A 22803-nucleotide genomic window follows, 5' to 3' on the forward strand; every position below is an offset into this window, starting at 1 on the left:
CGCCCGAATCTTCCGAGCGTTTGAAAAAAATCATTCTATCCGCGATCCGAGAGATTATTCTTTCGAAAAAGCGAGCGCGAGTTCTTCGACCTTTCCCGCGCCGAGGATCAACACGGTATCTTGCCCTTTCGCCGAGCGATCGAGCATCGTTTTTACGTCGTCGTAACGGGAAAAACAGTACATCTCTCGGGCGTTGCACGCGCAGAAAAGATCCTTCGATCCGACTCCCATATCCGCCGTTTCGCGCGCGGCGTAAGTCGGAAGCAAGATCAGGACGTCCGCGCCGGACAAAACGCGTCGGAATTCGTCGAACAGAATCCGCGTCCGAGAATAGGTATGCGGCTCGAAGACGACGAAAAGCCGCCCTTTCCCTTCTTCCCGAGCGACCCGCATCACCGCTTCGATCTCGCTCGGATGGTGCGCGTAATCGTGGATCACGGCGGCGCCGCCGAGCGTCGACCCCATTCTTTCGTATCGCCGCTTTACGCCGAGAAAAGCGGCGAGTCCCATTCGAACCGCGTCCTCTTCCACTCCGATTTTCAAGGAAACGAAGGCGGCGATCGCGGCGTTATACAGATTATGCCGCCCTTTCAGCGGCGTCATAAAACGGCGATCGGGTTCGCCTTTGACCTTCAAAACGAACTCGCCTTCTTCAAGCGGCTCGAAGGAAAAATCTTCCCCGTACTTATAGGCGGTCGCTTCGTCATATGCGCAATCGTCGATATGAGAAGACACGCCCTCTCCGAGGACAGCGATTCCCCCGCGCTTTACGTTTCGGACGAATTTCGAAAAGGAGCGATAAACGCTTTTTTCGTCGGAAAAAAAATCGCCGTGATCGAGTTCCGCATTTAGGACGACGGCCACGTCGGGCGTAAGCGACAAAAAGGAATCCTTATACTCGCACGCCTCGGTCACGAAGACTTCGCTTCCGGAAAGGAAAACGGTATCGTTGAAATTGCGGACGACGCCGCCGATATGCGCGGAGAAAGGTCTTTTACTCGCCGCAAGACAGCAAGCGATCATCGCGCTGACCGTCGTCTTTCCGTGCGTTCCCGCGACTGCCACCGTTTTTTCGAAAAGCGCGCATATTTCGGAGAGAAATCGAGAGCGCGAAATCGCTTTTTCTCCCGCCGCGACGCGCTCGGGATCGCTCGTTTTGATCGCCGCCGTACAGACGACGAGATCCGCGCGCTCCGAAAAGGAAGGATTCGATCCGACGTACACTTTATAGCCTTGCTTTTTGAGTTCGAGAAAGCGTTCCGACTCGACTTGATCGCTTCCCGTAGTCTCCGCGCCGAGCCTTGCGGCGATCTTGATCAACGCGCTCATACTGATCCCGCCGACCCCGATAAAATGGATCTTCTTACCTTCGAAAAGATTTCGCATACTACTGTATATGCCGAAGGTCGGGAAAGTGTCAAAAACAAAAAAAAACGAAAAAACGGCTGCCGAACGCCGCATAAAAAAAGTTTCGCAAGCAAAAAGTATGCGAAACTCATTTTTCAATAAGATCGAAAAGGTAAAAACTTACTCGGCGTCCAGCTGCTCTTGATAAGCGCGCAAAACGGAATCGGAGATCAACGCTCTCGCTTCCGGATTGATCGGATGCGCGATATCCTTAAATTCTCCCTCGGGCGTCTTCCTGCTCGGCATCGCGATGAACGGACCGTTATTTCCGTCGATGATCTTAATGTCGTGCACGGCGAAGCAGCCGTCTATCGTGATCGATGCGACGGCTTTGAGTTTTCCGTTGTCGCTTTTGGCAAGTCTGACTCTGACATCTGTTATATTCATAAAGCACCGCCTTTTGGTTATATAGATAGTATATCACGAAAGAGTCCGCGTGTCAATACTGAATTTTTCGCTCACAAAATGCGGATAAATAGGACTTTTTTAATTTCGTCCGATCGGCGCGCGCTTCGACGCGATCTTGTCGAGTAAGGCGTAATCTTTTTTCCCGATCTCCGTTTTCGGCATCTCTTTCAAAAAGACGATTTCAGACGGAAACGCATAGCGGATAACGTTCTGAGACAGGACCTCGCGGATCTTTTGCGCTTTAATCTCTTCCGAATATTCGGAATCATCCGTGCAAAACAAAGCAATTTTCGTTTTTCCGTTTTCCGTATAACCGACCGCCGCTGCGTCCGTCAAAAAGCCGACGTCCATCGCCGCGCGTTCGATCTCCACGGGATAGACGTTCATTCCCCCGATGACGATCACGCGCTTCTTTCTGCCGGTAAAAAAGAAGAAGCCTTCTTCGTCTCGATAGCCGAGATCTCCCGTCAAAAGAAACTCCGATCTCGTATCGCTCGATCCGAGATACCCTTCCATCATGCAATCGGTCGAGACCGCGATCTCTCCGATCTCGCCGCTTTTCGCTTCCGATCCGTCCTCGCGGACGATGCGAATCTTCGCATCGACGGGCTTTCCGATCGATCCGAGCTTATCTTCTCCTTTGGAGCAAGCGGCGCAAACGGAGACCGTCTCCGCGAGCCCGTAGCCTTGATACAGTCGGCTTTCCGATCCCGCCCTCATCGCGCGTTCGTCATAGCGCGCTTTGAGTTTTTCGGGAAGAGAATCGCCGCCCGAAAACGCAAGGACCATATTTCCGATCCCTTTTAAATAGTCCTTGTTTTCCAAGAGTTTTCGAAACATATTCGGGACGCCGAGAATGATCGAAACTTTTCCCTTTTTGACGTATTTCGCTGACTTTTTTACGTCAAAGTACGGAAGAATGACGCCCTCCGCGCCGCCCGACACCGCGCCGTGCAAAGAGGACGACAGCCCGAAACCGTGATAAAACGGCAAGACGAGCAAAACGCCTTCCGAAGCAAGCGGGATCTTCGCGAGCGAGACGGTCGCTTCCGCGTTTTTATTGAAAGCGGCGTTCGTGATCCGAAGGATCTTCGGCTCCCCCGTCGTCCCGCCGGAAGGAAGATACAACGCGACGTCTTCGCCTCTCGATTCGGCGTTTTCCACACGCGCTTCCCCGATGGCGGAATAAGGATAGGTCGGTTTTTCGAAGTTTCTTGCGAAGAATTTCAGAAACCCTCGCTTTACGGGCGAGAAGTACCCGACGAGATTGCAGGTGATCCGCTTGACGGGAAGCTCCTTTCCGAATCCGACGCGGCAGATCAAGAAGGACGCGCCCGCTTCTTTCAGTTCCTTTTCCAGAGCGTGCGTCGGAAGCAGAGGATGCGTAACGAAAACCGTTGCGCCGATCTTATTGAGCGCATAGATCGAAAAGACGCATTCGGGGCTGTTCGGCAGATTGATCGCCACGACGTCGCCTTTCTTGACGCCGAGCCGCGAAAAAGCATCCGCGACGCCGTTTACGCGCGCGGCGACTTCCTTTCCCGCGAACGTTCGCCCGTAAAAGGAAAGGCACCGCTCCGAAGAAAGCACGCGGCTGATAAAATATTCGTAAAATGATAGGTTAACGTCCGACATATCGAGTCCTTTTTCGGCGTATCGCCGTTTGCTTATTCTTTCTCTTCGTCCTCTTCCGACGGTTGGATCAGCGTCACCGAATCAAGAATCTCGATCGAATTCGAATCTTCCGATCCTTCCAAACGTTTCGTTAAGATCTCGGTTTCCTCGGCGGCGTTCGGCTCCTCTCCGAAAGAGATCTCTATCTCTTCCCTCTCGGGCGAGTCCGCATTCGAGAAATCGTCCCAATTCTTGCTCTCCTCTTCGGGAACGACGACTTCCGCCGCGCTCGTATCGAAGCTCGGAGCGAATTTACGGAAGAAGAAATACCGCGCGACGGCGTAGGTCAAGAATCCGAGAAAGAATCCGCCCGTAACGTCCGAAAGGAAATGCGCGCCGATCACGATGCGGGAATACGCCATAATAAAGACGTACAGCGCGGAAATAAAGGCGATCCGTCTTTCCCTGCCCGCATCCCCCGGAAGGACGTCGACGATCGCGCAGAAGATAAAGAGATTGGTCGCGGCGCAAACGTGCGACGAGGGGAAGGAATGCATTCCGTGGGAAGTAAAGAGGTTCTTCAAAGAAGAGGTAAACCCGTTGATTTTGTACCACGGAGTAAATGCGGCAAACGAACCGGCGGACGCCATCTCGTAATAGCGCGGACGGCTCCAAATGAATTTCAGGACGTTTGAGGCAAGAAGCGTGGAGATCACGCAGACGACGGATCCGAAGATCAATAAAAGAAGCAGCGGCTTCTTTTTATCCTCTCCCACCTTGCGAAGCGCAAGAAAAGTCAGCGGCGTCAAGACAACCGCCGCTCCGATCGCGACAAGCAAACGATAGACAAAGGATTCGAGATAAGTCTCGCTTGCGAAAAAACCGAAAACGAGATAGGACGCGGTTACCGCGCCGACGCAAATCAGCCGCTTGAAAAAGAGCGCGCTCTTTTTCTCATCGAGCGAGAAAAACAGCATCGCAAACGTCGCGGCGACGATCACGAAGGGCGGGAACGTCCCGACGCTTTCAAAGACCTTCGCCATCACGTTATCGGGCTGAAAGAGCGCGTCGGAAAGCTTCATATCGAAAATCCCTCCGAGGACGAACAGCACCGTTACGAGCAGAAAAACGCAAAAATAGGTAATTTTCTTTTCTTTTGTCATTGGTTTACTCCTCTTTAACAGAAGGCAAAGAGCCATTCTGAATATTCCATATTTCGCTATCGAACCCGTCGTAGATCGCGCTTTCGTAGAAATCGGAAACGGCGGCGAGTTTCGCGTTTACGCCGACGTTATCCAAATTCTCGCGAACGAAGACGTCCACGCCGTTCAGATAATAGCAATCGCGAATGACGCCGGTATCCGCGTCACCCTCTTCGCCCGTCCGGAAGATCTTGCCCACAAGCCCCGCCTGCTCACTCGAAACGGTGGCGAGAGAATAGACGTCGACGATATGCGACGACTCCGTAAAGGAGAACGCCCCGACCGCGCCGCCGATCAGGTTTCCTTTCAGTTTGACCGCGCCGATCACCGCGCGCTCCGCCTTTTCCGTAAGGATGCCGGCAAGACCGCCCACTATGAACTGAGGTTCTGACGACTCGATCGAGCAGTTTCCGCTTACTTCCGCGTCATAGATCTCCGTTCCCATGCCGGCCACGCCGCCGAAGGCGACGTAAAGCCGATTGCTATCGATCGCGCACTCCGCCGAGACTGTTTGTACGCTCGCCCGAACGCGGGAAACGATTCCGAAGGAAACGCCCACGATCCCACCCGAAGCGCAAAGCAAATCGAAATCTTGCGTACCGAAAATCGTCTCTTCCAAAACCGACTCGTCGGCGGAAGAAAATGCGTAAACGGAATCAGAAGAAACGAACGTGGTTTCGATCAAACCGTTCGCCTCGCCGACCGCGCCGCCCGCATACGCTATGCCTCGGGAACTCGCACTGACCAAAGCGGAAGAATCCGAACGGGAAAGCTTACCGTACGAAACGCCGATGATTCCGCCGACGACGACGTGATCTCCTTCCGCGGTGATACCCCCGCCCGAAACGGAGACCTCATCAATCTCGCCGTAATTCGTTCCGACCGCGCCGCCCGCGATCAACTCGGCGGCGTTCAAAACCATAGTTGCATCTACGGTGGAATTCTTTATATCCGCAGACGAGATCGCGGCGATGGCACCGACGGTCAAATCGGATGCGGTAGCAGTCAAATCAAGATTGACCGTGAAAAATTGACAGAATTCGCCTTCCGAAAGCGAATTGATCGATCCGATCGCACCGAAGACGACTTTTCGAGAGGACGAAATCGTAACGGTCGAGAAGATGCTTATGCAGTCGAGGTTCGTTCCCGTCGACTTCGCCGCAACGATTCCGATCGTCGCGTCCGCGCTTGCCGACATAGTCACCGAAGGCGCGTTAATCCTGACGTTCTGGATCGAAGCGTCCTCAAAGGTTTGCCCGAATAAAAGTCCGAACGTCGATTCGTCGTCCAACGTCACGTTTACGGCATTGAACGTGATCTCAGAATTGATCAAATCGAAACTCGAAGCGCTCGATGCGAACAAACCGTAATTACCGTGCGCCGTGATCTCGCCGACGTTCAAAACGAAAGAAACGTCCGAGATCTCACCGATAAGGACATCGAATAAATTCGTTCCTTGCAAAGTAACGGTAACGGAACCGCTGCCCGACAAGTATCCGTTCAGGGAGAACGGCTCGGAAATCGTTCCTTCGAGATCTTGATCCAAGACGTAATGCGCGCCCGCGTTCCGACCCAGCTTTTTCAGATCGGCGAAAGACGCGACGACGTAGGGATCCGACCGCGTCCCGCTGCCCGAATCAAAGCCTCCGAAGGTCGCCAACGAGATGTCTACACGGACGACTTGGTCGTACAAATTCGTTATAACGAGAGTTCCTTCGCCCGCCGCGGTAAAGATCAAATTGCGCCCCGAAACGGAAGCGTTCGAACCTTCATAGTCGAAGCGAACGATCTTCGCGATCGCGTCGTCCGAAGTGATCAAAACGGAGTCGTCCAAATCGATCGAAACGACGTCGTCGAGTTCAAGGGCGGTCAACGCCGTGTTATCCTCTGCCGAAAGAACGGAGAAATCCGAATCTTTCGAGAGGAACAGCGAATAATCGACCGGCGCGTACATAAGCCCGCTGACGAATCCTTCGATCGAAGAGACCGCCGCACGGAACGCGCCGACGCCGTACTTCGTTACGCCGGAAACTTCGGGGATCGTTACGGAGAACGCCGCATCGTCCAAAACCATAACGTTCGTATAGGTCGCGGTCCCTGCCGCCGCCAAAGCGGGAACGGTATATCCTTCGACCGCGAGGATCAAAGCCGCGTCGGACAAGGAGCAACCGTCGGACGAAAGCGCGAATCCCGCGGCGGTCAGAGAATCCGCCGAATTCTTTTCCACAGAGAGGACGGAAAGCACTTTCGAGAAGGACGAGGAAATCGCTTCGTTGACGAGCGCATAGCGCGCGTCGCCTTGATTTTCGCCGTTTAAGCGGAATTGAACGTTACTCGCCGTAACGCCGTCCGCCCTGCCCGCGAGATACGCCGAAACAGAGCTTCGAGAATAGACCTTGACCAGCAGGGAAACGTTCGAAAGCGTGCCGCCCGAAACCGTTTTGAACGCCGCGAACGACGCCTCGTCCGAAAGAGAAATCTCGATCGTCAGATCGGTAAACGCGCTGTCTTCCGCGCTCTCCGCGATCGAGACTTCGCCCGACCCGGATCCCTTGATCGACACGTTTTCCACCGTCGCATTATAAACGACCTTCCCGAGGATCGGTCCGCTCCAAGCGTCGCCGCCGACCAGGTTCAGATTCTTCACCGTTCCGCCGTCGATAAATCCGAAGATGCCGTTTTCGGGGATCTCGGGAGCGACAAAGGTCGCGCCGTCGAAATCGATCGTTCCGCGGAAAGGCGCGCTCGAAGTAAAGAGCGCGGGGAACGCAAAGGACGAGATCTCGCCGCTTCCCGCATCCCATTTGAAATGCGCCGTGGGATTGGCGTCGAGAACGGATTTCATATTTTTGTAATAACGGGATTCTTTGATGAGATACGGAGATTCCGGCGTTCCTTCTCCTTCGAACGCTCCGAAACCGGATGCCGAATAAGGAACTTCGAACGCTTTTACGCCACCCGAAAGATAGCCGTACAAAACGCCGTCGGCATTGTCGATGACCTCCGCCGTCCCGTTCGTGATCGAAAGCGCGTCGCCGCCGTCTACCCAAGCGACGGAAGGCGCGATGCCCGAAACGAATTTCGGAAGAATGGAATACAAATCCACGGTCGCCGTCAAATCGATTTTCGAAAGACGCTCGATTTGCCGTTGCGGAGCGACGACTGCGCCTAAGGCCTTAATATACGGATAGCGATCGTTCTCGACTTCCAAATCCGTATTAAAATCATCGCCGACGTAGCCGTAAGAAAGATTGGCGATCGTGTGATCGAGATAGCCCGCGTCAACGGCGGGCAGATCCCCGAGCGACGCGTCGATCACGAAGGAAAACGCGCGACAATTTACGAGCGTTCTCGCGATCGAATATTCGTTTGCGACGCCCGCAAAGTACACGGTTTCAACGATGACGTTGGTCGCAGAGTAGAAGAGACCCGCACCGATATGGACGAAAGAAACGGTCGAATAGCTCCGCCTTACACTTGAACCCTCACCTTCCGCAAAGAACCCGCCCGCCGTGCCGTCCGTGCAATCGATCGAAAGATGGGAAGAGGACTCGCTGATCGTAGCGTTTTCCGTCGTCCCGACGATACCTCCTATCTTTCCGTTCGCGACGATCGAGCCGTCCGCGCGGCTGAGACAGATATCGCCGCTATGTTCGCCGGAAATTCCTCCGACCGTTGCGTTGACGCTCGCTGCGCCGCGCAAATCGATCACAGATCTCACGCCTTCGATAGATCCTTCGTTTTTCGCAGACGCGCCGCCCGCGATCAAATTCCCGTCGCCCGTGGCGGTGAGCGAGAGTTCGTTCGGGCTGTTATTCATAAGCAGTTTTTCGCCGTACAAAACCGAAGCCGCTATACCGCCGATCTCGCTATCCGAATATTCGGCGGTACTGACGTTCGCGCGAACGAAAATCGCGCTGTCCTCGATCGCCAAGGTTTTCGATTCATAAGTAACGCCGCCGAAATATCCGCGCCCTTGAAGGATACACTCGAAAGGCGCGCTCTTCGATCCGACGGAAAGATTTTTCGCCTCGCCGCCGAGGGTGTAAGTCGCAGCGCCGATCTCATTTTCCGACGCTTCCGAAGAGATCGACCCGGAGATCGAAACGTTTCCGATTCTTTCGGAAACCGAGCGAGCGAGTCCGCCGCAAACGAAATGAGAAAGTTTACCGACGGTCACGCGACAGGATTCGACCGAGACGTTTTCGATATCTCGGACGGTATCGACCAATCCGAAGAATTCGATCGACCCGGCATCCTCTTCGCTGAAAGGAGTAAAGACGAATTCGACGGAGCGAAGAATACCCGTCGCCGTGCCGGAAGCGATATTCTCTACGCCGCCGACCACGAGCGCGTCCAAAGAAGAAACGGAAATCGTGGCGTCGTGATAAGAAATGCCGGAAACGGAATCCGCGCTTCCCGTAAAACCGACGACTTTGGTCGAGTCGCGAACGGAAAGGGACAGCGAAGAAGAAACGTCGCGAAGCGCCATTACGGACGGAGCCACGCCATACGTTTCGCAACCTTTAACGGAAAGCGTTCCGGAAAGCGCGAGATCGGAAACGGAAGCGCGCGGCATATCCGCGGCAAACGCCGCCGCCACGCCCTCGCCTTCGACCGAAGCGCGCAACGCCAAAGAGGAATTCCCCGTCTTGGCTAAGGATCCGACGGAAGCGAACGCGCCGCCGAATATGACTTCTTCCGCTTTTACCGCGCCTTCCAAACGGACGCCGGAGATCGAGACGTTCGCCGTTCCCGCTTCGCAAGCGAGAGCACCGACCGACGCTTTGCGCGCGTCGAGATCGAGCGTAAAGACGTAATCGTGCGCGTCGATCGTGACGTCGTTTTTACAAAGAACGCCGCCGATCAAGACCTCGCCGCATTCCGAAGCGCGAACGGTCAAAGAACCGGAAACGTCCGTTTTTCCGTCCGCAGTCAGGCTGACGCCGCCGACTTCCGCATAATCGACGGAGGAAAGCTCGATCGAGCCGAACAGACGGACTTCGCCGCCTGCGCCATACGTCGACACGCCGCCGACGCGCGCATTTCCCGTCCTTCCGCCGTCGACCGAAATCATGACGTTAAAGGAGCCGCTCAGCCCGACTTCGTCGTAAATCGTGACGCCGCCGACGGTCGCGTCTTTCGAAGCGACCGTTAAGGACGCCGCGCATTCGGAATCTTTCCAAGCGTTTTCGTTCTTCAATCGTTCGGTCACCCCCGCGAGGATGACGCGCGCGGGCGCGCTGACTTCGAATTGAGAGGTCAGAGAAACGCCATTTGCCGCAAAATCACCGTTTCGGGACAAGCCGAAAACCTCCGCGGAGGTCGCGGTCGCATTCAAACCGCCTCCGATCGAACAGTCTTCGAGTTTCGCTCCGCCGACGGAAATTCCGACGTACGAAACGGAATCGCCCTCGACGACGAAAGAAGAATCGAAAACGGTGTCTTTCGCTTCGACTTCCCCGTCGTACGAGCCTCCCGCGAGATAGGCTTCTTCCTCCGCGACGATCGAAACGCCGAGCGTCAACTCGCAATCATTTAATTGCGTCTTGCCTTGCGAAGCGACTGTGCTCAAAGAAACGACGTTCGCCGAAGCGGACAAAACGCCCGAGAATTTTACGCCGTCGAAAACCGCGTTTGCGGAATACGCCGCACAGGCGAATCGAACGATGTCTCCCGAGACGGAGAAATCCGAGAAGGCGATCTCACCGCCCGTGACGGCAAGATCGGTCGCCTGATACGCAAGGACGCCGAACGCGCCGCTCGACGCCGTGCGACCGCTGCCCGCGATTTTGAAAGAAACGTTTTCGAATTCCGCGCCGCGGATCTCCTTTGCAAGCAAACCGTTTTGTTCGAAAGAAACCGCGTTCGCGATGATCTCGATCGCCATATTTTCGAGTTTCGCACCGCGAATCACGTTAAAAAGCGGAGCGGACAAACGAAGGTTTTTCAAAGTCGCCCCGTTTCCGTCGATCTTTCCCGCAAAGACGAGGAGAGAAAGCGCGTCGACCCGAACGCCCGTAAAATCGTAAACGTCCGCAGACAGACGGAAGTACGCGTCCGGATGCTCCGCGAGAAGCGAGGCGAGCTCCGCCGCCGAAGAAGGCGCGTACGGTTTCAAAGCCGTGCCGTAGTCTCCGTCCGTCTTAACGTAGACGGCTTCTTCCGAGAGGGCAGATTCGACCAAAAATTCGGAATACGTCTTGCTCTTCAACGCGAGCGTGTAGACGCCGTCCGTCTTGATATAATTGGAAAGCATGACCGAAGTTTCCCGCGCGTCCAAGGACGTGACGACGGCGCCGTTCGCATACAAATCGTAAAAAGATGCGTTGGCGGCGGGCACAAAGGTCAAAATACCCGACGTGATTTTCAGCGCGGTAGGCGCGTCTGCTCTTTTGGGGGTGCGGAAGACAAGTTCTTTCGAGAGGAACGAGATTCCTTCTTGATATTTCGCGTAGACGCGCGCGGAGTGGACGCCCGCAGGGATGGCGTCGGAATAAAAGTTTTGCGTAACTTCGATCTTTTCGCCGTCGAGGATCAAGCCGTAGCCTTCGGCGTTCGGAAGCGCGGTCCAAGTCAACCCGGACGCGCCGAACGCAAGCCCGTCGACCGAATGCACGGCGACGATTTGCGGATCCGAGCAAACGAATATCTCGTTCGTCGAAGCCGAACTTTCAAACAGCGCGTTCGAAGAAAGCGCGCGGACGGATACCGCCGCTCCCTCCTCTATGAGCGCGAGCGCGCTCGCGGCTTTCGTCTTCCCGCTTTCGTTAAGATCCTCGCCGAGCATTTGCGTTTCGGACAAAGTAAATTCGACGCCCGACACGTCGTATTCGACGGCTTGATCTCCGCGAGAGATCGTGATGCGATAAGAACCCGCGTTTTCGACCGCTTCGTATTTTACGGAAAGAGTCCCTTCGTCAAAGGACGCGTCGAAAGCTTCGGGGGCGGATAAAGGCGTATAGACGACGCCCGTCTTTTCGACGTAAAAGACGAGTTCGCCCGAATAAGAAGACGCGGCGTAATAGACGTCGTCGCCGTCCGTGCGAACGCGGATCTTATGCTCTCCGACCGCCGTCGAGACGGGGATCGCGTAGGTTTCGTACACCGTCCGAACGAAAGTCGTCCCGTCCACTTCGACGACGTACGCGCTCTTCAAATCGCGCGCATTCCAAGACAGCTCGAACGCCGTCTTGCTCTCGTTCGGCGCGATCGAAAGCCCGTCCGGAGCCGCGTCCGCGATCGGGAAAGACATATCCGCCGAAAAATCCGAAGGAGCGTACAGCCCGTTATTGCTGATAAGGCGCATACGATAATTCGTCTTGTTTCCGTTCAGCTCGGGCGCGAACGACATTTTGGTCTTTCCGTCGTCCGCGGGAATGGTCGCGACGGGAAGCGCGCCGGCGTCCTTATAGATCTCGTAGGAGACGGCGGAAGCGGAATAACGATTCGTCCAAACGATGGTTTTGTCGCTCGGATCGAAAGAAAGTTCGACGGGAGAAAGCTTTTTCAAAGGGGCTTTTCCGTCTTTAACGGTGACGGCGTAGGTCGCGCTGACCTTACTGGAAGCGTACGTCACGCCGTCGCCGAGGGTTTGCATTTGGATATAGTACGTTCCGTCCGAACGGAAAGTAAGATCGAAATAGGTGGAATTCTTGGGCGCGGTAACGGATTTTCCGTCGTAATAGATCTTATATCCGTTATTGTTCAAAACAGAATTCCACAAAAGGCGATTCGCCGTCATCGAAATGCCGTACGGCGCGGACAGCTGCGGCAACAGTTCGGAAGATTGTGTGCGAGCGTAAGTCAAGATCGGAGAGAACGCGCCTCGCCCTTCCGTCGTCACGGCGCGAACGGAGATCTCGTGATCCTCGTAATCGAAGATCGTAAGTTCGAAAGACTCCTCGTCGGAAGGAAAGATCTCGTCGTCCACCTTGACCTCGTAACCGATCGCGCCTTGAACGCTCGACCAAGTCAGGACTTCGTTCGAAACGGAAAGATCATCGGGAACGCCGATCGACGGACCCGACGATTTTTTACAACCGACGAACGTAAGGATCAAAAGGACGAAAACCGTAATCGCAAGCAATAATTTACACTTTTTCATACCGCACCTCGCACCTTTTGATTGTATCATAGCGTGCGCGCGTTTACAAGATGCTTAATTATAATTTAATAAAACCAACCGTCTATTTGTGCTTTACGCGGAAGAAGCCGATTTTTACGCGCAAATTTCTCCCGAAAAACATATAATGCAAAAAAAACAAAGGAGATTTTTATGAACGAAGAAATCAAGCGAAACGGAGAAGCCGCCGTCCTTCCGATCCGAAAGCTCACGCTGACGAACGAGTGTTTTCGGCGGGAGATTCGGACGGGAGCGTACGCGCAGATCACCGTCATGAGGATCCCCGTCGGAGGAGAAATCGGGCTCGAAATCCACGAAGATCTCGATCAAATCCTCGTGATCGAATACGGCGTGGGATCGGTCTACGCAGGGAAAGAAAAGAAAGAAGTCGCCTTCATCGGAGAAGCGGACGGAAGTTCCGCCGTCTTCATTCCCGCGGGAACGTACCATAACGTCGTCAATCGAAGAAACGTCCCCCTGCTGCTCTTTTCCGTCTACGCGCCGCCCAAACACCCGATCGGCACGATCCACCGAACCAAGCTCGACGCCGATCTCGCGGAAGACGAAACCTGATTTTCCCTCCGTTTTTCCCGAAACGACCGCATAATTCCGAAAAACCGCGCGAGATGATCGCGCGGTTTTTCTCGCGTTTTTTCCATCATTCCGTTATACCCTCTTGATTTAGCGATAAAATGGTGATAGAATAAAAAAGCAATTTCGAAAAAACGCAAAAAAGGAGTATCTATGAAATACATAATCAAAAATAAGATCATGTCCATCGGCGCGGGCAGCACCGTTCGCGATGAAGCCGGAAACGACCTTTTCTTCGTCAAAGGAAAAGTCTTCACCTTTACGAAGAAAAAATTCCTCCGCACGATGAATAAAGAGGTGCTTTACACCATTCAAAACAAATTCCTTTACTTCTTCCTCCCGAAAGTCTTTATCAAAGACGCCGACGGAAACAATATCTTGATGATCAAGAAAAAGAGTTTCTTCTCTTTCAAGCAAAACTTCGAGATCATCCCCGCCGAAGGCAAAGAAGATCTGAACGTTGAGATCCAAGGCGATATCATCGGCTGGAACTACGATATTTTGGAAAACGGCATCGCCGTCGCCCATATCAGAAGAAACTTCAATTTGATCAAAGATTCCTTTACGCTCGAAACCGATATGGAAGACAAAGCCGCTTTCTACATCGCGTTCGTTATCGCTCTCGACAATTACTTCGACGCGCTCAGCCAAGATTACAGATAATGGATCCGACCTTTCCTCCTCTGAAAAGGATCGGTCAACAGCTTACCGACGAAGAATGCTCCGAACTCTTATCGAAAGAGACGCGGGGCGTTCTTTCTTTGCGCGGGACGAACGGCTATCCCTACGCCTTCCCCATCAACTTTTATTTCGAGAAAGAAGAAAATAGGATCATTTTCCACTGCGGAAAAGAAGGTTATAAGCTCGACTGCATCCAAGCAGATCCGCGCGCCGCGTTCACCGTCACCGAGCAGGGAGAGAAAAAGGAAGGGAATTGGTGGTACACCGCGCGAAGCGTAATCGCCTTCGGAAAGATCGAGATCCTTTCGGATCCCGCTCGAATCGCGGATCTTTCGAGAAAACTCAGCGCGAAGTTTACGAGCGACGAAGCCTACGTCGAGCGGGAGATCAGTCTCTACCTTCCGAAAACGATCTGCCTTTCCCTTTCGATCGAGCATCTCTCGGGAAAACGCGTAAAAGAGAAATAGTCGATCCGTCCGAACATCGGCAAACGGCGGCGAGATCCTTTAAGGATTTCGCCTTTTTTCGTATATTCTCCGAAAGATCGGGCGATAATGCAAAGAGCCGCCGAATCGCGGCGCAAGGAGGATACATGGAAAAAGAAAATCATTGTGTAAAAAAGTACTTTGCGGAAATGCTCGGGACGATGTTCCTCGTGCTGTTCGGCTGCGGCGTGGCGGTTTGGACGGGAGCGAACGTCGTGGCGACCGCCCTCGCCTTCGGATTGACAATCGTGGCGATGAGCTTTTGCGTGGGGAACGCTTCGGGCGCGCACCTGAATCCCGCCGTTTCCTTTTCCCTTCTTCTCGCAAAACGGCTTTCCTTTAAGGATTTCATCGGTTACGTTTGTTCCCAACTCATCGGCGCGGCGATAGCCTGCCTGCTTTTGCTTCTCTTCTTCGGAAGAAACCAAAGCTACGGCGCGAACGTGATCCAATCCGCAATCTCCGGGCATTACGGGGCGGGCGGCGCGGTCGTCGTCGCGCTCGTCGCGGAGACGGTCTTGACCTTCGCATTTACGCTCTCCGTCCTCGGCGTCACGAGCAAGACGGAGAATAAGGGCGTGATCGGATTCGTGATCGGACTCGCCTTGACCCTCGTCCATCTGCTCGGGATCGGTTTGACGGGGACTTCGGTCAACCCCGCGCGTAGCTTGATCCCCGCCTTTTTCGCGGGCGGAGAAGCGCTTCGTGAAGTTTGGATCTATATTGTCGGTCCGCTCCTCGGCGCGGCGTTCGCCGCTCTTTGCTACGCCTTCTTGGACGACACGAAGAAACACGAACTTTCGGAAAATCGCGCGTACTGACGGACCAAGCGGAAACGCAAATTCACGAAAAGCCGCCGGAAATCATATTGCATTTATGCAATATTCCACTTGTTTATAATAACAAAATAAAACGAAACAAAAAATATCGGATCTTTCGGGCGTTTTCCCGTGTGATCGAGCCTCATCCGATTTCGTTTACTGAAAAAGTCTCGAACGATTCGAGACTTTTTTATAAGCGATCGGAGGTGTTTTCAAAAGACGCCGTAGAGCAAGACGCCGAATCCCGCCGAGATCAAGATCAAAAGAATCGGGGAGATTTTCTTCTTAAACGCGAATTTACTCGTCGCGGAACAACCGATCAAAATCGCGAGAATAATGAGCCCTTTATAGTTAAAGGAAAATCCTCCCGAAACGGTCGTGATGCCGAAAATCGTTTTGAGCCCCATCGTGATCGCCGTCGCGAGGATCAGGGATGCGACCGCGGGACGAACGCCCGACAGAAACCCTTGCACGCCCTGATATTTCATCAAATTTCGCAAAACCGAAGCGACAATCAAGATGATCAAAAACGCGGGAAGGACGACGCCGAGCGTCGCGAGGAACGCGCCGAGAAGCCCGCCTTGGGACGCGCCGATAAAGGTCGCGAGATTGACTGCGATCGGTCCCGGCGTCGATTCCGCGACCGCGATGAAATTCATCAGTTGTTCTTCGGTCAAAAACCCGCGCGACAAAACCGCGTCGCGGATTACGGAGATCATCCCGTAGCCCCCGCCGAAGGAAACGGCGCCGATTTCGAGGAAAGTCAAAAAGAGTCTCAAATAGATCATTTCTCTTTCCCCCTATTCCGAATCACTCCGATGAAGTACAAAGTCAAGCCGAGCGCGCCCGCGATCAGTATATAAAAGATCGAAGAAAACCGCACGGCGAAAAGCGATAAAAGAATAAAGCACGCGAACACCGCAACCGCGACGACGACGTTGAAGACGTTCTTTTTAAGTCCTCGAAGGATCTTTATGCCCGCAGACGCAATCAGATAGACGACGGCGACTTGGATTCCGCGAAAAGCGTAGCCGACCCATTTGATTTGAAGAAAACGATCGAAAAACAGCGAGATCAAAAAGATGATCGTAAAAGACGGCAAACAGACCGCAAGCGTCGCGAGGAATGAACCGAGCGCGCCGCCGACCTTATACCCGATAAAGGTCGCCGTATTGACGGCAATCGGACCCGGCGTGGATTCGGAAACCGCAAGGATGTCCAAGAATTCTTCCTTGTCGATCCATTGTTTTTTCGAGACGAATTCGTTTTCGAGAAGGGAGATCATCGCGTAGCCGCCGCCGAAGGTAAACGCGCCGATCTTCAAAAAGGTCAAAAAAAGAGAAAGCAGTTTCGGTAACGGTTTTTTCATACTTCCTCCTTTTTTATTTTATTCGAACGATTTTATAAACAATCGACGCGCGCGCCAAACGCGACGAAACGCGTCCGCTCGATCACGTCAAAATAATGCGAAGCGCGATATACGCTCCGTAAATCACGAGAAGCGCGATTCCCTGCCAGCGATAGAATTTTTTCGTGATCAGCATCGGAAGAATCCCGACCGCGGAAAGCCCCAAGCAGAACGGCATATCGAGGATCAACGCCTCGCGCGGGACGATCAGGCTTCCGCCCGAAACCATCGCGCAAATCGGAAGGATCATCGTCATATCGAGGATATTCGCGCCGATAATGTTTCCGACCGATATGGAAGCTTTCTTTTTGATGACGGCGGAGATCGTCGTAACGAGTTCGGGAAGCGAAGTCCCGATCGCGACCAAAGTTACCGCGATAACGCCCTCGGGAACGCCCGCGAGAAGCGCGAGCTTTTGCCCGTAAATGACGAGGAGTTCCGCGCCGCCGACGACGCCGCCCGCGCCGCCGATAAATTTCAATATATTGATCAAAACGGTCTTTTTATCCTTTTTGACCTCGACTGCGCCATCTTGCTCCGCGTCGAGCGCGACGGCAGCGCCGTCCGAATCCGCGTTCATTTTTACGGTCGCGCCCGTACTTTCCGGCGTGAGCGGATTTTTCATCGCTTTCAACGCTTCGAGGACGTTTTCCACGACGAAGACGAAAAACAATTCGAAGACGACGATCGCCGACCAAACGTTCAAGGTATGCGTACTTCCGACGATCGGACCGCCCAAGCAGATCAAAAGAAGATCCGCGACCGCGACGAGCAAGACGACGGACTTAAAGAGATATTCTTTACGATTGACCTTTCCGGGCATACAGATCAAGGAGATCGCCATAATCAAACCGAGATTCGCGACCACGCTTCCGACCGCGTTTCCGACCGCGATCTCGACGCTGCCGCGCGTCGTGGCGATGATCGAGACGATGAGCTCGGGAAGGGTCGTCGCTACGGAGACGACGGTCGCTCCGATGAGGACCGGAGGCAGACCCGAAACTTCCGCCATCCAAGACGCGGAATCGACGAAAAAGTCGCCGCCCTTAACGATAAGAGCGATCCCCACGACAACCAATAAAACCGCAATAAAAATTTCCATACTCTCTCCTTTACGTCCGAAACCAACGGGATTCGATACTTAAAGAAAAAGACTTTGGTGGATAATTCCGCCAAAGTCTTGCAATTTAAGACGAACCGAGCCGATGAACGGCAGTGCTGTCGGCTTTGCCGCGCGAAACGCGCTTGCTACTCCCTATGACGATGCTATTATACGGCGATTTCCCTTACCCGTCAAGCGATCAAGCAAGAGTGATCGGCAAATAGATATCCCCCTCGTACTCGTTCGAAGAAGAATCCGAAGCGACGACGTGGAACGAGACGGCGACCATACCCGCGACCGCGACGGCGGATTCCGTCGTCGTGGTATTATCCTCGTCTTCGAGGATGACGACGAAATCGACGGAAGTCGCGTCCGCATACGCGACGACGAGATCGGATCCGTCGCTCAAACGGAAAGAGAAGACGGCGTTCGAGAAATCGAAGGTCTCCCCGACCGAATACTCTTTCTTGACGGAATCCTCGTTTTGGATGAAAAGATTGACGACGGTAAGGACGGGGCGTTCTTCGATCATTAAGACGAGATCGAGCGTCTGCTCTTTGTAAGAGATCGTGACGGTTACTTCGCCGGGATCACCCGAGATCACGCTCGGTTCGACCGAAATTCCGAGCGTTTCGCCGTAGGAGACGTAGCCCGACTCGCCGTTATTGTATTCGACGCCGAGCACCAAACCGCTGAGGTCGATCGTGTCTCCCGAATAATAAGTTTTCTTTACGGGATCGGAGAATATCCAAGCGTTCGTCGCCACGACCTTATTGACCGTTACGGGGATCTCCGCATAAGGCGTCTGCGTGCCGTGACAGGTGACGCGGACTTTTTTCGTCCCGACCGAAAGAGGATCCTTCGAAAAATCGAAATCCGAATCGTTTCCGTAGATCGAAAGGACCTGCCCGTTATTATAGGTTATCGTAAAGAGGACGGATTGTTCATCCGGGTACATTGCGAAAGGCTCCCCCTCGAAAAAGACGAGGGATTTTTTCACGTCCGCTTGCAGATCCACCGGAATGACTTCCGTTATTCTGAGTTCGATCGTATTTTCCACCGTCCCGAAATCGGTCTCGACTTTGACCGTTACGATTTTATCCGTTCCGTCGAGCGGAGCAACGTAAGAATCCCCGTTCGCATGGAAAAATTGCGGAGTCAATTCGGAAAGCGGAGTTTCCGTCCCGTCGTTATAGACGACCTTTCCGTCCAGCCCGTCGCTCTCGAAGGTATCGCCCACGAAATAACTTATCTTTCGGGGAAGCGAAGTGATCTGCAAGCGTTGCGCTTGCTTGCTTCGGACGGTAACTTCCAAATACGCGGTCACACCGCGATAACGGATCCCGACGCGCGTTACGGTAGTATTGAGTTTGGACGGGATGATCTCATATGCAGTCACGTCGGATTGCGTTCCGTTTTCGTAAGACGCCTTGACTTTCAACCCCGTCGGATCGAAGGTATCCCCGTCGAAATAATCGAGTTTTACCTCGGAAAAGTCGAGCGTTAAGCCGATCACCGCAGCGCGGACGACGGTTACGTTCATCGTCGCGGAAAAAGACTTCCCTTTTTCCTTATAGACGAGGACGAGCGTTTGCTCTCCGAGTTCCGCGGAATTCAAACCGCGAATTTCAAGATCTTTCATCGGGACGATCTTCGTCGAGCCATCGTCATAAGAGACAGCGATCTCGCCGCCCGCCAAATTGACGGTCGATCCCTGCGACACGGTCAAAGAAGTCGGTTCGGAGGAAATCGCGATCCCGACGGGTTTCGCGCCGCCGCAGGCGAAGAGCGCAAACGAGCAAAGGAAAAGCAAAAAACAAGCAAAAAAGATCTTCGTTTTCATAAAGTATATTATACTCTTTTTCGGCGAAAGAGTCAATACGGAATCCGCGGGCTTTCTCTCCCGAAACGACGAAAATAATCGAGAGATCGTCGGGTCGCCTTCATAAAAAAAGCGAAAAAATTTTCCATTCGGCGGCGTCGGCTTGACAGCTAATTATCGCGGAATTATAATAAGCACGAGGTGAATTATGAAATACGTAGTATTTTTAGGTGATGGAATGGCGGATACTCCCGTCGAAGCGCTCGGCGGAAAAACGCCCCTTATGGTCGCGGATAAGCCGAATATCGATTCGCTCGCCGCAAAAAGCGAGCTCGGAACGGCGAAAACCGTGCCGGACGGAATGAAACCCGGAAGCGACACGGCGAACCTTTCCGTTTTGGGTTACGACCCGAGGACCTGCTACTCCGGGCGCTCTCCTTTGGAAGCTCTGAGCATGGGGATCTATATGGAAAAGGACGATCTCGCGATCCGCTGCAACCTCGTTACCTTGTCTTCGGAAGAAGAAGCCTACGAGGATAAGACGATGATCGATTACAGCGCCGGCGAAATCTCGACCGAAGAAGCGCGCGAATTGATCGCATCCGTCGAATCCGAGCTCGGAACGGACGCGCTCGCGTTTTATGCGGGTCTCAGCTATCGTCATTGTCTGATCGTGCATCACGCGGAGCCCGCGGAAGAATTGACCCCGCCGCACGACATCACGGGAAAGCCCGTCGCGGAGTATCTCCCCACCGGCAAACTCGGCGAACTCTTCCTCGATCTTCAAAAAAAATCGTATGAGATTTTGAAAGATCACCCGATCAATCTCGCCCGCATCGAGCAGGGAAAGAATCCCGCGAACTCGATTTGGCTTTGGGGCGAAGGAACCAAGCCCGCCCTTCCCGACTTCAAAGAAAAGAACGGCGTTTCGGGCGCGGTCATCAGCGCGGTCGACCTCTTGAAAGGGATCGGCAAAGGCGCGAATATGAAAGTCATCGAAGTCGAAGGCGCGACGGGAAATATCGACACCGATTTCGCCGCGAAAGGCAAAGCCGCGATCGAAGCGTTCAAGAGCGGCGTGGATTACGTCTATATTCACGTCGAAGCGCCCGACGAATCCGGGCACCAAGGCAACCTCGAAGATAAGATCAAATCCATCGAAAAGATCGACGCGGACATCGTCGGACCCGTCGTCTCGTATTTAAAAGAAAGCGGCGAACCCTTCCGCGCGCTCGTCTGCCCCGATCACCCGACTCCGCTCGCGACGCGCACGCACTCGCCCGAACCGATCCCCTATTTGCTCTATAAGAGCGACGCGGAAACGGACAGCGGCGTCACGACCTACGACGAAGAGACCGCGAAAAGCACGGGGATCTACGAGGAATACGCATTCAAACTCATCGACCGCCTGCTCGCTCCCGCAGAAGAGCCCTCGAACGCTTTGACGCCCGACCTCGTTACGGACGGCGAAGAGATCATCAGCGAAAAGGTCGCGGAAGAAAGCGAAAGTTCGGACGAGCCCGCGGAGGAAAGCGCGGAAGAACCCGAAAAAGAAGAAAATGAAGAAGTGAAAGCGGAAGAAAACGCGGACGCTCCCGAAGATCAAAAACCGAAAAAGAAAGGCGGCTTCGGCGCGTTCTTCAAAAAGCATCTCGGGATATTCATCGCGATCATCGCGCTTATCGTCGTAGCGGGCGGTTTGACGGCGGGTCACTTTATCGCGACTTATCATATCGCGATGATCCGCTCTTCGAAAGACCTCAGCGAAGCTTTATCCAAAAAGCAGATCACGACCCTCGCCTTCAAAAAGGACGTGACGATCGAAGGCGATCTCCTTTTGGATCGCCCCGTCGATTTCGATCTCGGCAAACGCACCTTGACCGTAAATGGCACCCTTTCCGTTTCCGTCGGAAAAGACGTCTCGATCGGGACGAAGAAAAACGGCAAATACGGAAAAGGCGGCATGATCAAAGCCACCGCTTTCCAAGCGGTCGGATCCAAGACGCTCCGCCTTTATTCCGATCTTTACGCAGATAACGCGACGATCGCGGCGAACGAATTCGTCTGCGCGGGTTCTCTCCTTTGGGGGCAATTCGACGTTTCGTCGCAGGAAATGACCCTGTGCGGCTCCTCCGAAGGCGACTTGATCCTTTCCGCAGACACGACTCTTTCGGTTTACGGTTCGGCAAAAACTTCGATCGTGGGCGGCAAGACGGTCTCCGTCTTCAAAGGCGCGGAAGCCTATGAAATCAAGGACGCCGCGGTTTGCTACGTTTACGAGGGTTCGAACGTTTCAAGCGTAAAGAACGCGGGCGAATATTATTTCGTCAAAAAGCTCGCGAAACCCGAAAACATCTCCGTCCTGCAAGAAGGGGACGATTTCTACTGCTATATTTCCGAAGTCATCGACGCGAAGGCGTTTAACGTCTCGATCAACGGAAAGGAAGGTCCCGTCGTCCAAACGAACGGCGGCCCCGTCAAATTCAAGCTCGAAGGGCTCGTTCCGGGCAAGCAAACGCTTTCCGTCGTCGCGACCGCGGCGAACGATCCCCGCTTTACGGACAGCGACGCGGCGTCTTATTCCTTTAATTTCTCGACCAAGCTTTCTTCCCCGACTTTAAGCGTTTCGGAAGAAGAAGGCGTCGTCTATCTGACGATCGGCGCGGTGAAGTACGCCGAACAGTACGAGTATTATATCGACGGCGCGAAGTACGTCACGCCGATGACCGATTTGAAAATCGACATCACGGAAAAGGTCGCGCAAGGCGGCGTCCATATTATCGAAGGGATCGCGAAGAGCAACGATAAATTCTTTACCGAGAGCAACAAAGTCATGACGAGCCACGTTACCTACGTTACCCTTTCCGCGCCCGAAATCAGCGGGACGAAGGATGACGAGACCGTCACGTTCGTTTGGGAGAAGATCGAAGGCGTCACGGATTATTTCGTAACGTACGGCGACGACGCGGTCTACCTCAAAGGCGACTTTATATCCTTTGCTTATAACGAGACCTCGGCGTTCACGATCAAAGCGATCGGAGGCGGCTACTATCTGTCGAGTGAGACCAAGACGATCTCCGCGCAAGAGATCAAAGCGTTTCCCGCGCCGACGGTCACAATCGTTTCCTGAGTTTTCC

The 22803-nt window shown here is 53.7% G+C and carries 14 protein-coding genes; 5 read left to right on the plus strand and 9 right to left on the minus strand.

Annotation, left to right across the window (positions count from 1 at the left end; all coding sequences use genetic code 11):
• Window positions 1–54: 54 nt before the first annotated feature.
• The 5 genes from K5753_01300 to K5753_01320 form a co-directional block, all read right to left on the minus strand.
• On the minus strand, window positions 55–1386 hold the full coding sequence (locus K5753_01300) for a hypothetical protein (GenBank protein MCR4725838.1): 1332 nt from the start codon (window positions 1384–1386) through the stop codon (window positions 55–57).
• A gap of 141 nt (window positions 1387–1527) precedes the next feature.
• Window positions 1528–1794 carry a septation regulator SpoVG gene (gene spoVG, locus K5753_01305; GenBank protein MCR4725839.1) on the minus strand — a complete coding sequence of 89 codons (267 nt, stop codon included), beginning with the start codon at window positions 1792–1794 and terminating at the stop codon, window positions 1528–1530.
• 99 nt (window positions 1795–1893) lie between these two features.
• On the minus strand, window positions 1894–3450 hold the full coding sequence (locus K5753_01310; GenBank protein MCR4725840.1) for an acyl--CoA ligase: 1557 nt from the start codon (window positions 3448–3450) through the stop codon (window positions 1894–1896).
• A gap of 32 nt (window positions 3451–3482) precedes the next feature.
• Entirely contained in the window at window positions 3483–4592 is a 1110-nt protein-coding gene (locus K5753_01315; GenBank protein MCR4725841.1) for a phosphatase PAP2 family protein, read from the minus strand.
• Window positions 4593–4596: 4 nt separating this feature from the next.
• A complete protein-coding gene (locus K5753_01320) occupies window positions 4597–12738 on the minus strand; it encodes a hypothetical protein (GenBank protein ID MCR4725842.1) in 8142 nt (2713 codons plus the stop codon).
• 171 nt (window positions 12739–12909) lie between these two features.
• Between K5753_01320 and K5753_01325 the strand changes: the two genes are divergently transcribed.
• The 4 genes from K5753_01325 (at window position 12910) to K5753_01340 (ending at window position 15334) form a co-directional block, all read left to right on the plus strand.
• On the plus strand, window positions 12910–13329 hold the full coding sequence (locus K5753_01325; GenBank protein MCR4725843.1) for a cupin domain-containing protein: 420 nt from the start codon (window positions 12910–12912) through the stop codon (window positions 13327–13329).
• A gap of 171 nt (window positions 13330–13500) precedes the next feature.
• Window positions 13501–14010 (plus strand): LURP-one-related family protein, encoded by a 510-nt coding sequence (locus tag K5753_01330; GenBank protein ID MCR4725844.1) that lies wholly within the window; start codon window positions 13501–13503, stop codon window positions 14008–14010.
• On the plus strand, window positions 14010–14495 hold the full coding sequence (locus K5753_01335) for a pyridoxamine 5'-phosphate oxidase family protein (protein MCR4725845.1): 486 nt from the start codon (window positions 14010–14012) through the stop codon (window positions 14493–14495). Before K5753_01330 ends, K5753_01335 begins: the two co-directional genes overlap by 1 nt.
• Window positions 14496–14620: 125 nt before the next feature.
• On the plus strand, window positions 14621–15334 hold the full coding sequence (locus tag K5753_01340; protein MCR4725846.1) for an aquaporin: 714 nt from the start codon (window positions 14621–14623) through the stop codon (window positions 15332–15334).
• A 212-nt stretch (window positions 15335–15546) separates the two neighbouring features.
• On the opposite strand, the gene K5753_01345 is transcribed toward K5753_01340, so the two are convergent.
• The 4 genes from K5753_01345 to K5753_01360 form a co-directional block, all read right to left on the minus strand.
• A complete protein-coding gene (locus tag K5753_01345) occupies window positions 15547–16122 on the minus strand; it encodes a chromate transporter (protein MCR4725847.1) in 576 nt (191 codons plus the stop codon).
• Window positions 16119–16703, minus strand: coding sequence for a chromate transporter (locus K5753_01350; protein ID MCR4725848.1), 585 nt, complete (start codon window positions 16701–16703; stop codon window positions 16119–16121). Before K5753_01350 ends, K5753_01345 begins: the two co-directional genes overlap by 4 nt.
• An 82-nt stretch (window positions 16704–16785) precedes the next feature.
• Window positions 16786–17844, minus strand: a complete 1059-nt coding sequence (locus K5753_01355) for a calcium/sodium antiporter (GenBank protein ID MCR4725849.1) — start codon at window positions 17842–17844, stop codon at window positions 16786–16788.
• Between the two features lie 199 nt (window positions 17845–18043).
• Complete coding sequence (locus K5753_01360) at window positions 18044–19687, minus strand: bacterial Ig-like domain-containing protein (GenBank protein ID MCR4725850.1); 1644 nt, start codon at window positions 19685–19687, stop codon at window positions 18044–18046.
• Window positions 19688–19874: 187 nt separating this feature from the next.
• Between K5753_01360 and K5753_01365 the strand changes: the two genes are divergently transcribed.
• Entirely contained in the window at window positions 19875–22796 is a 2922-nt protein-coding gene (locus tag K5753_01365; protein MCR4725851.1) for a cofactor-independent phosphoglycerate mutase, read from the plus strand.
• Window positions 22797–22803: the final 7 nt, after the last annotated feature.

It is taken from the genome of Clostridia bacterium (assembly GCA_024685775.1).
Classification (GTDB): domain Bacteria; phylum Bacillota; class Clostridia; order Christensenellales; family CAG-1252; genus CAG-1252.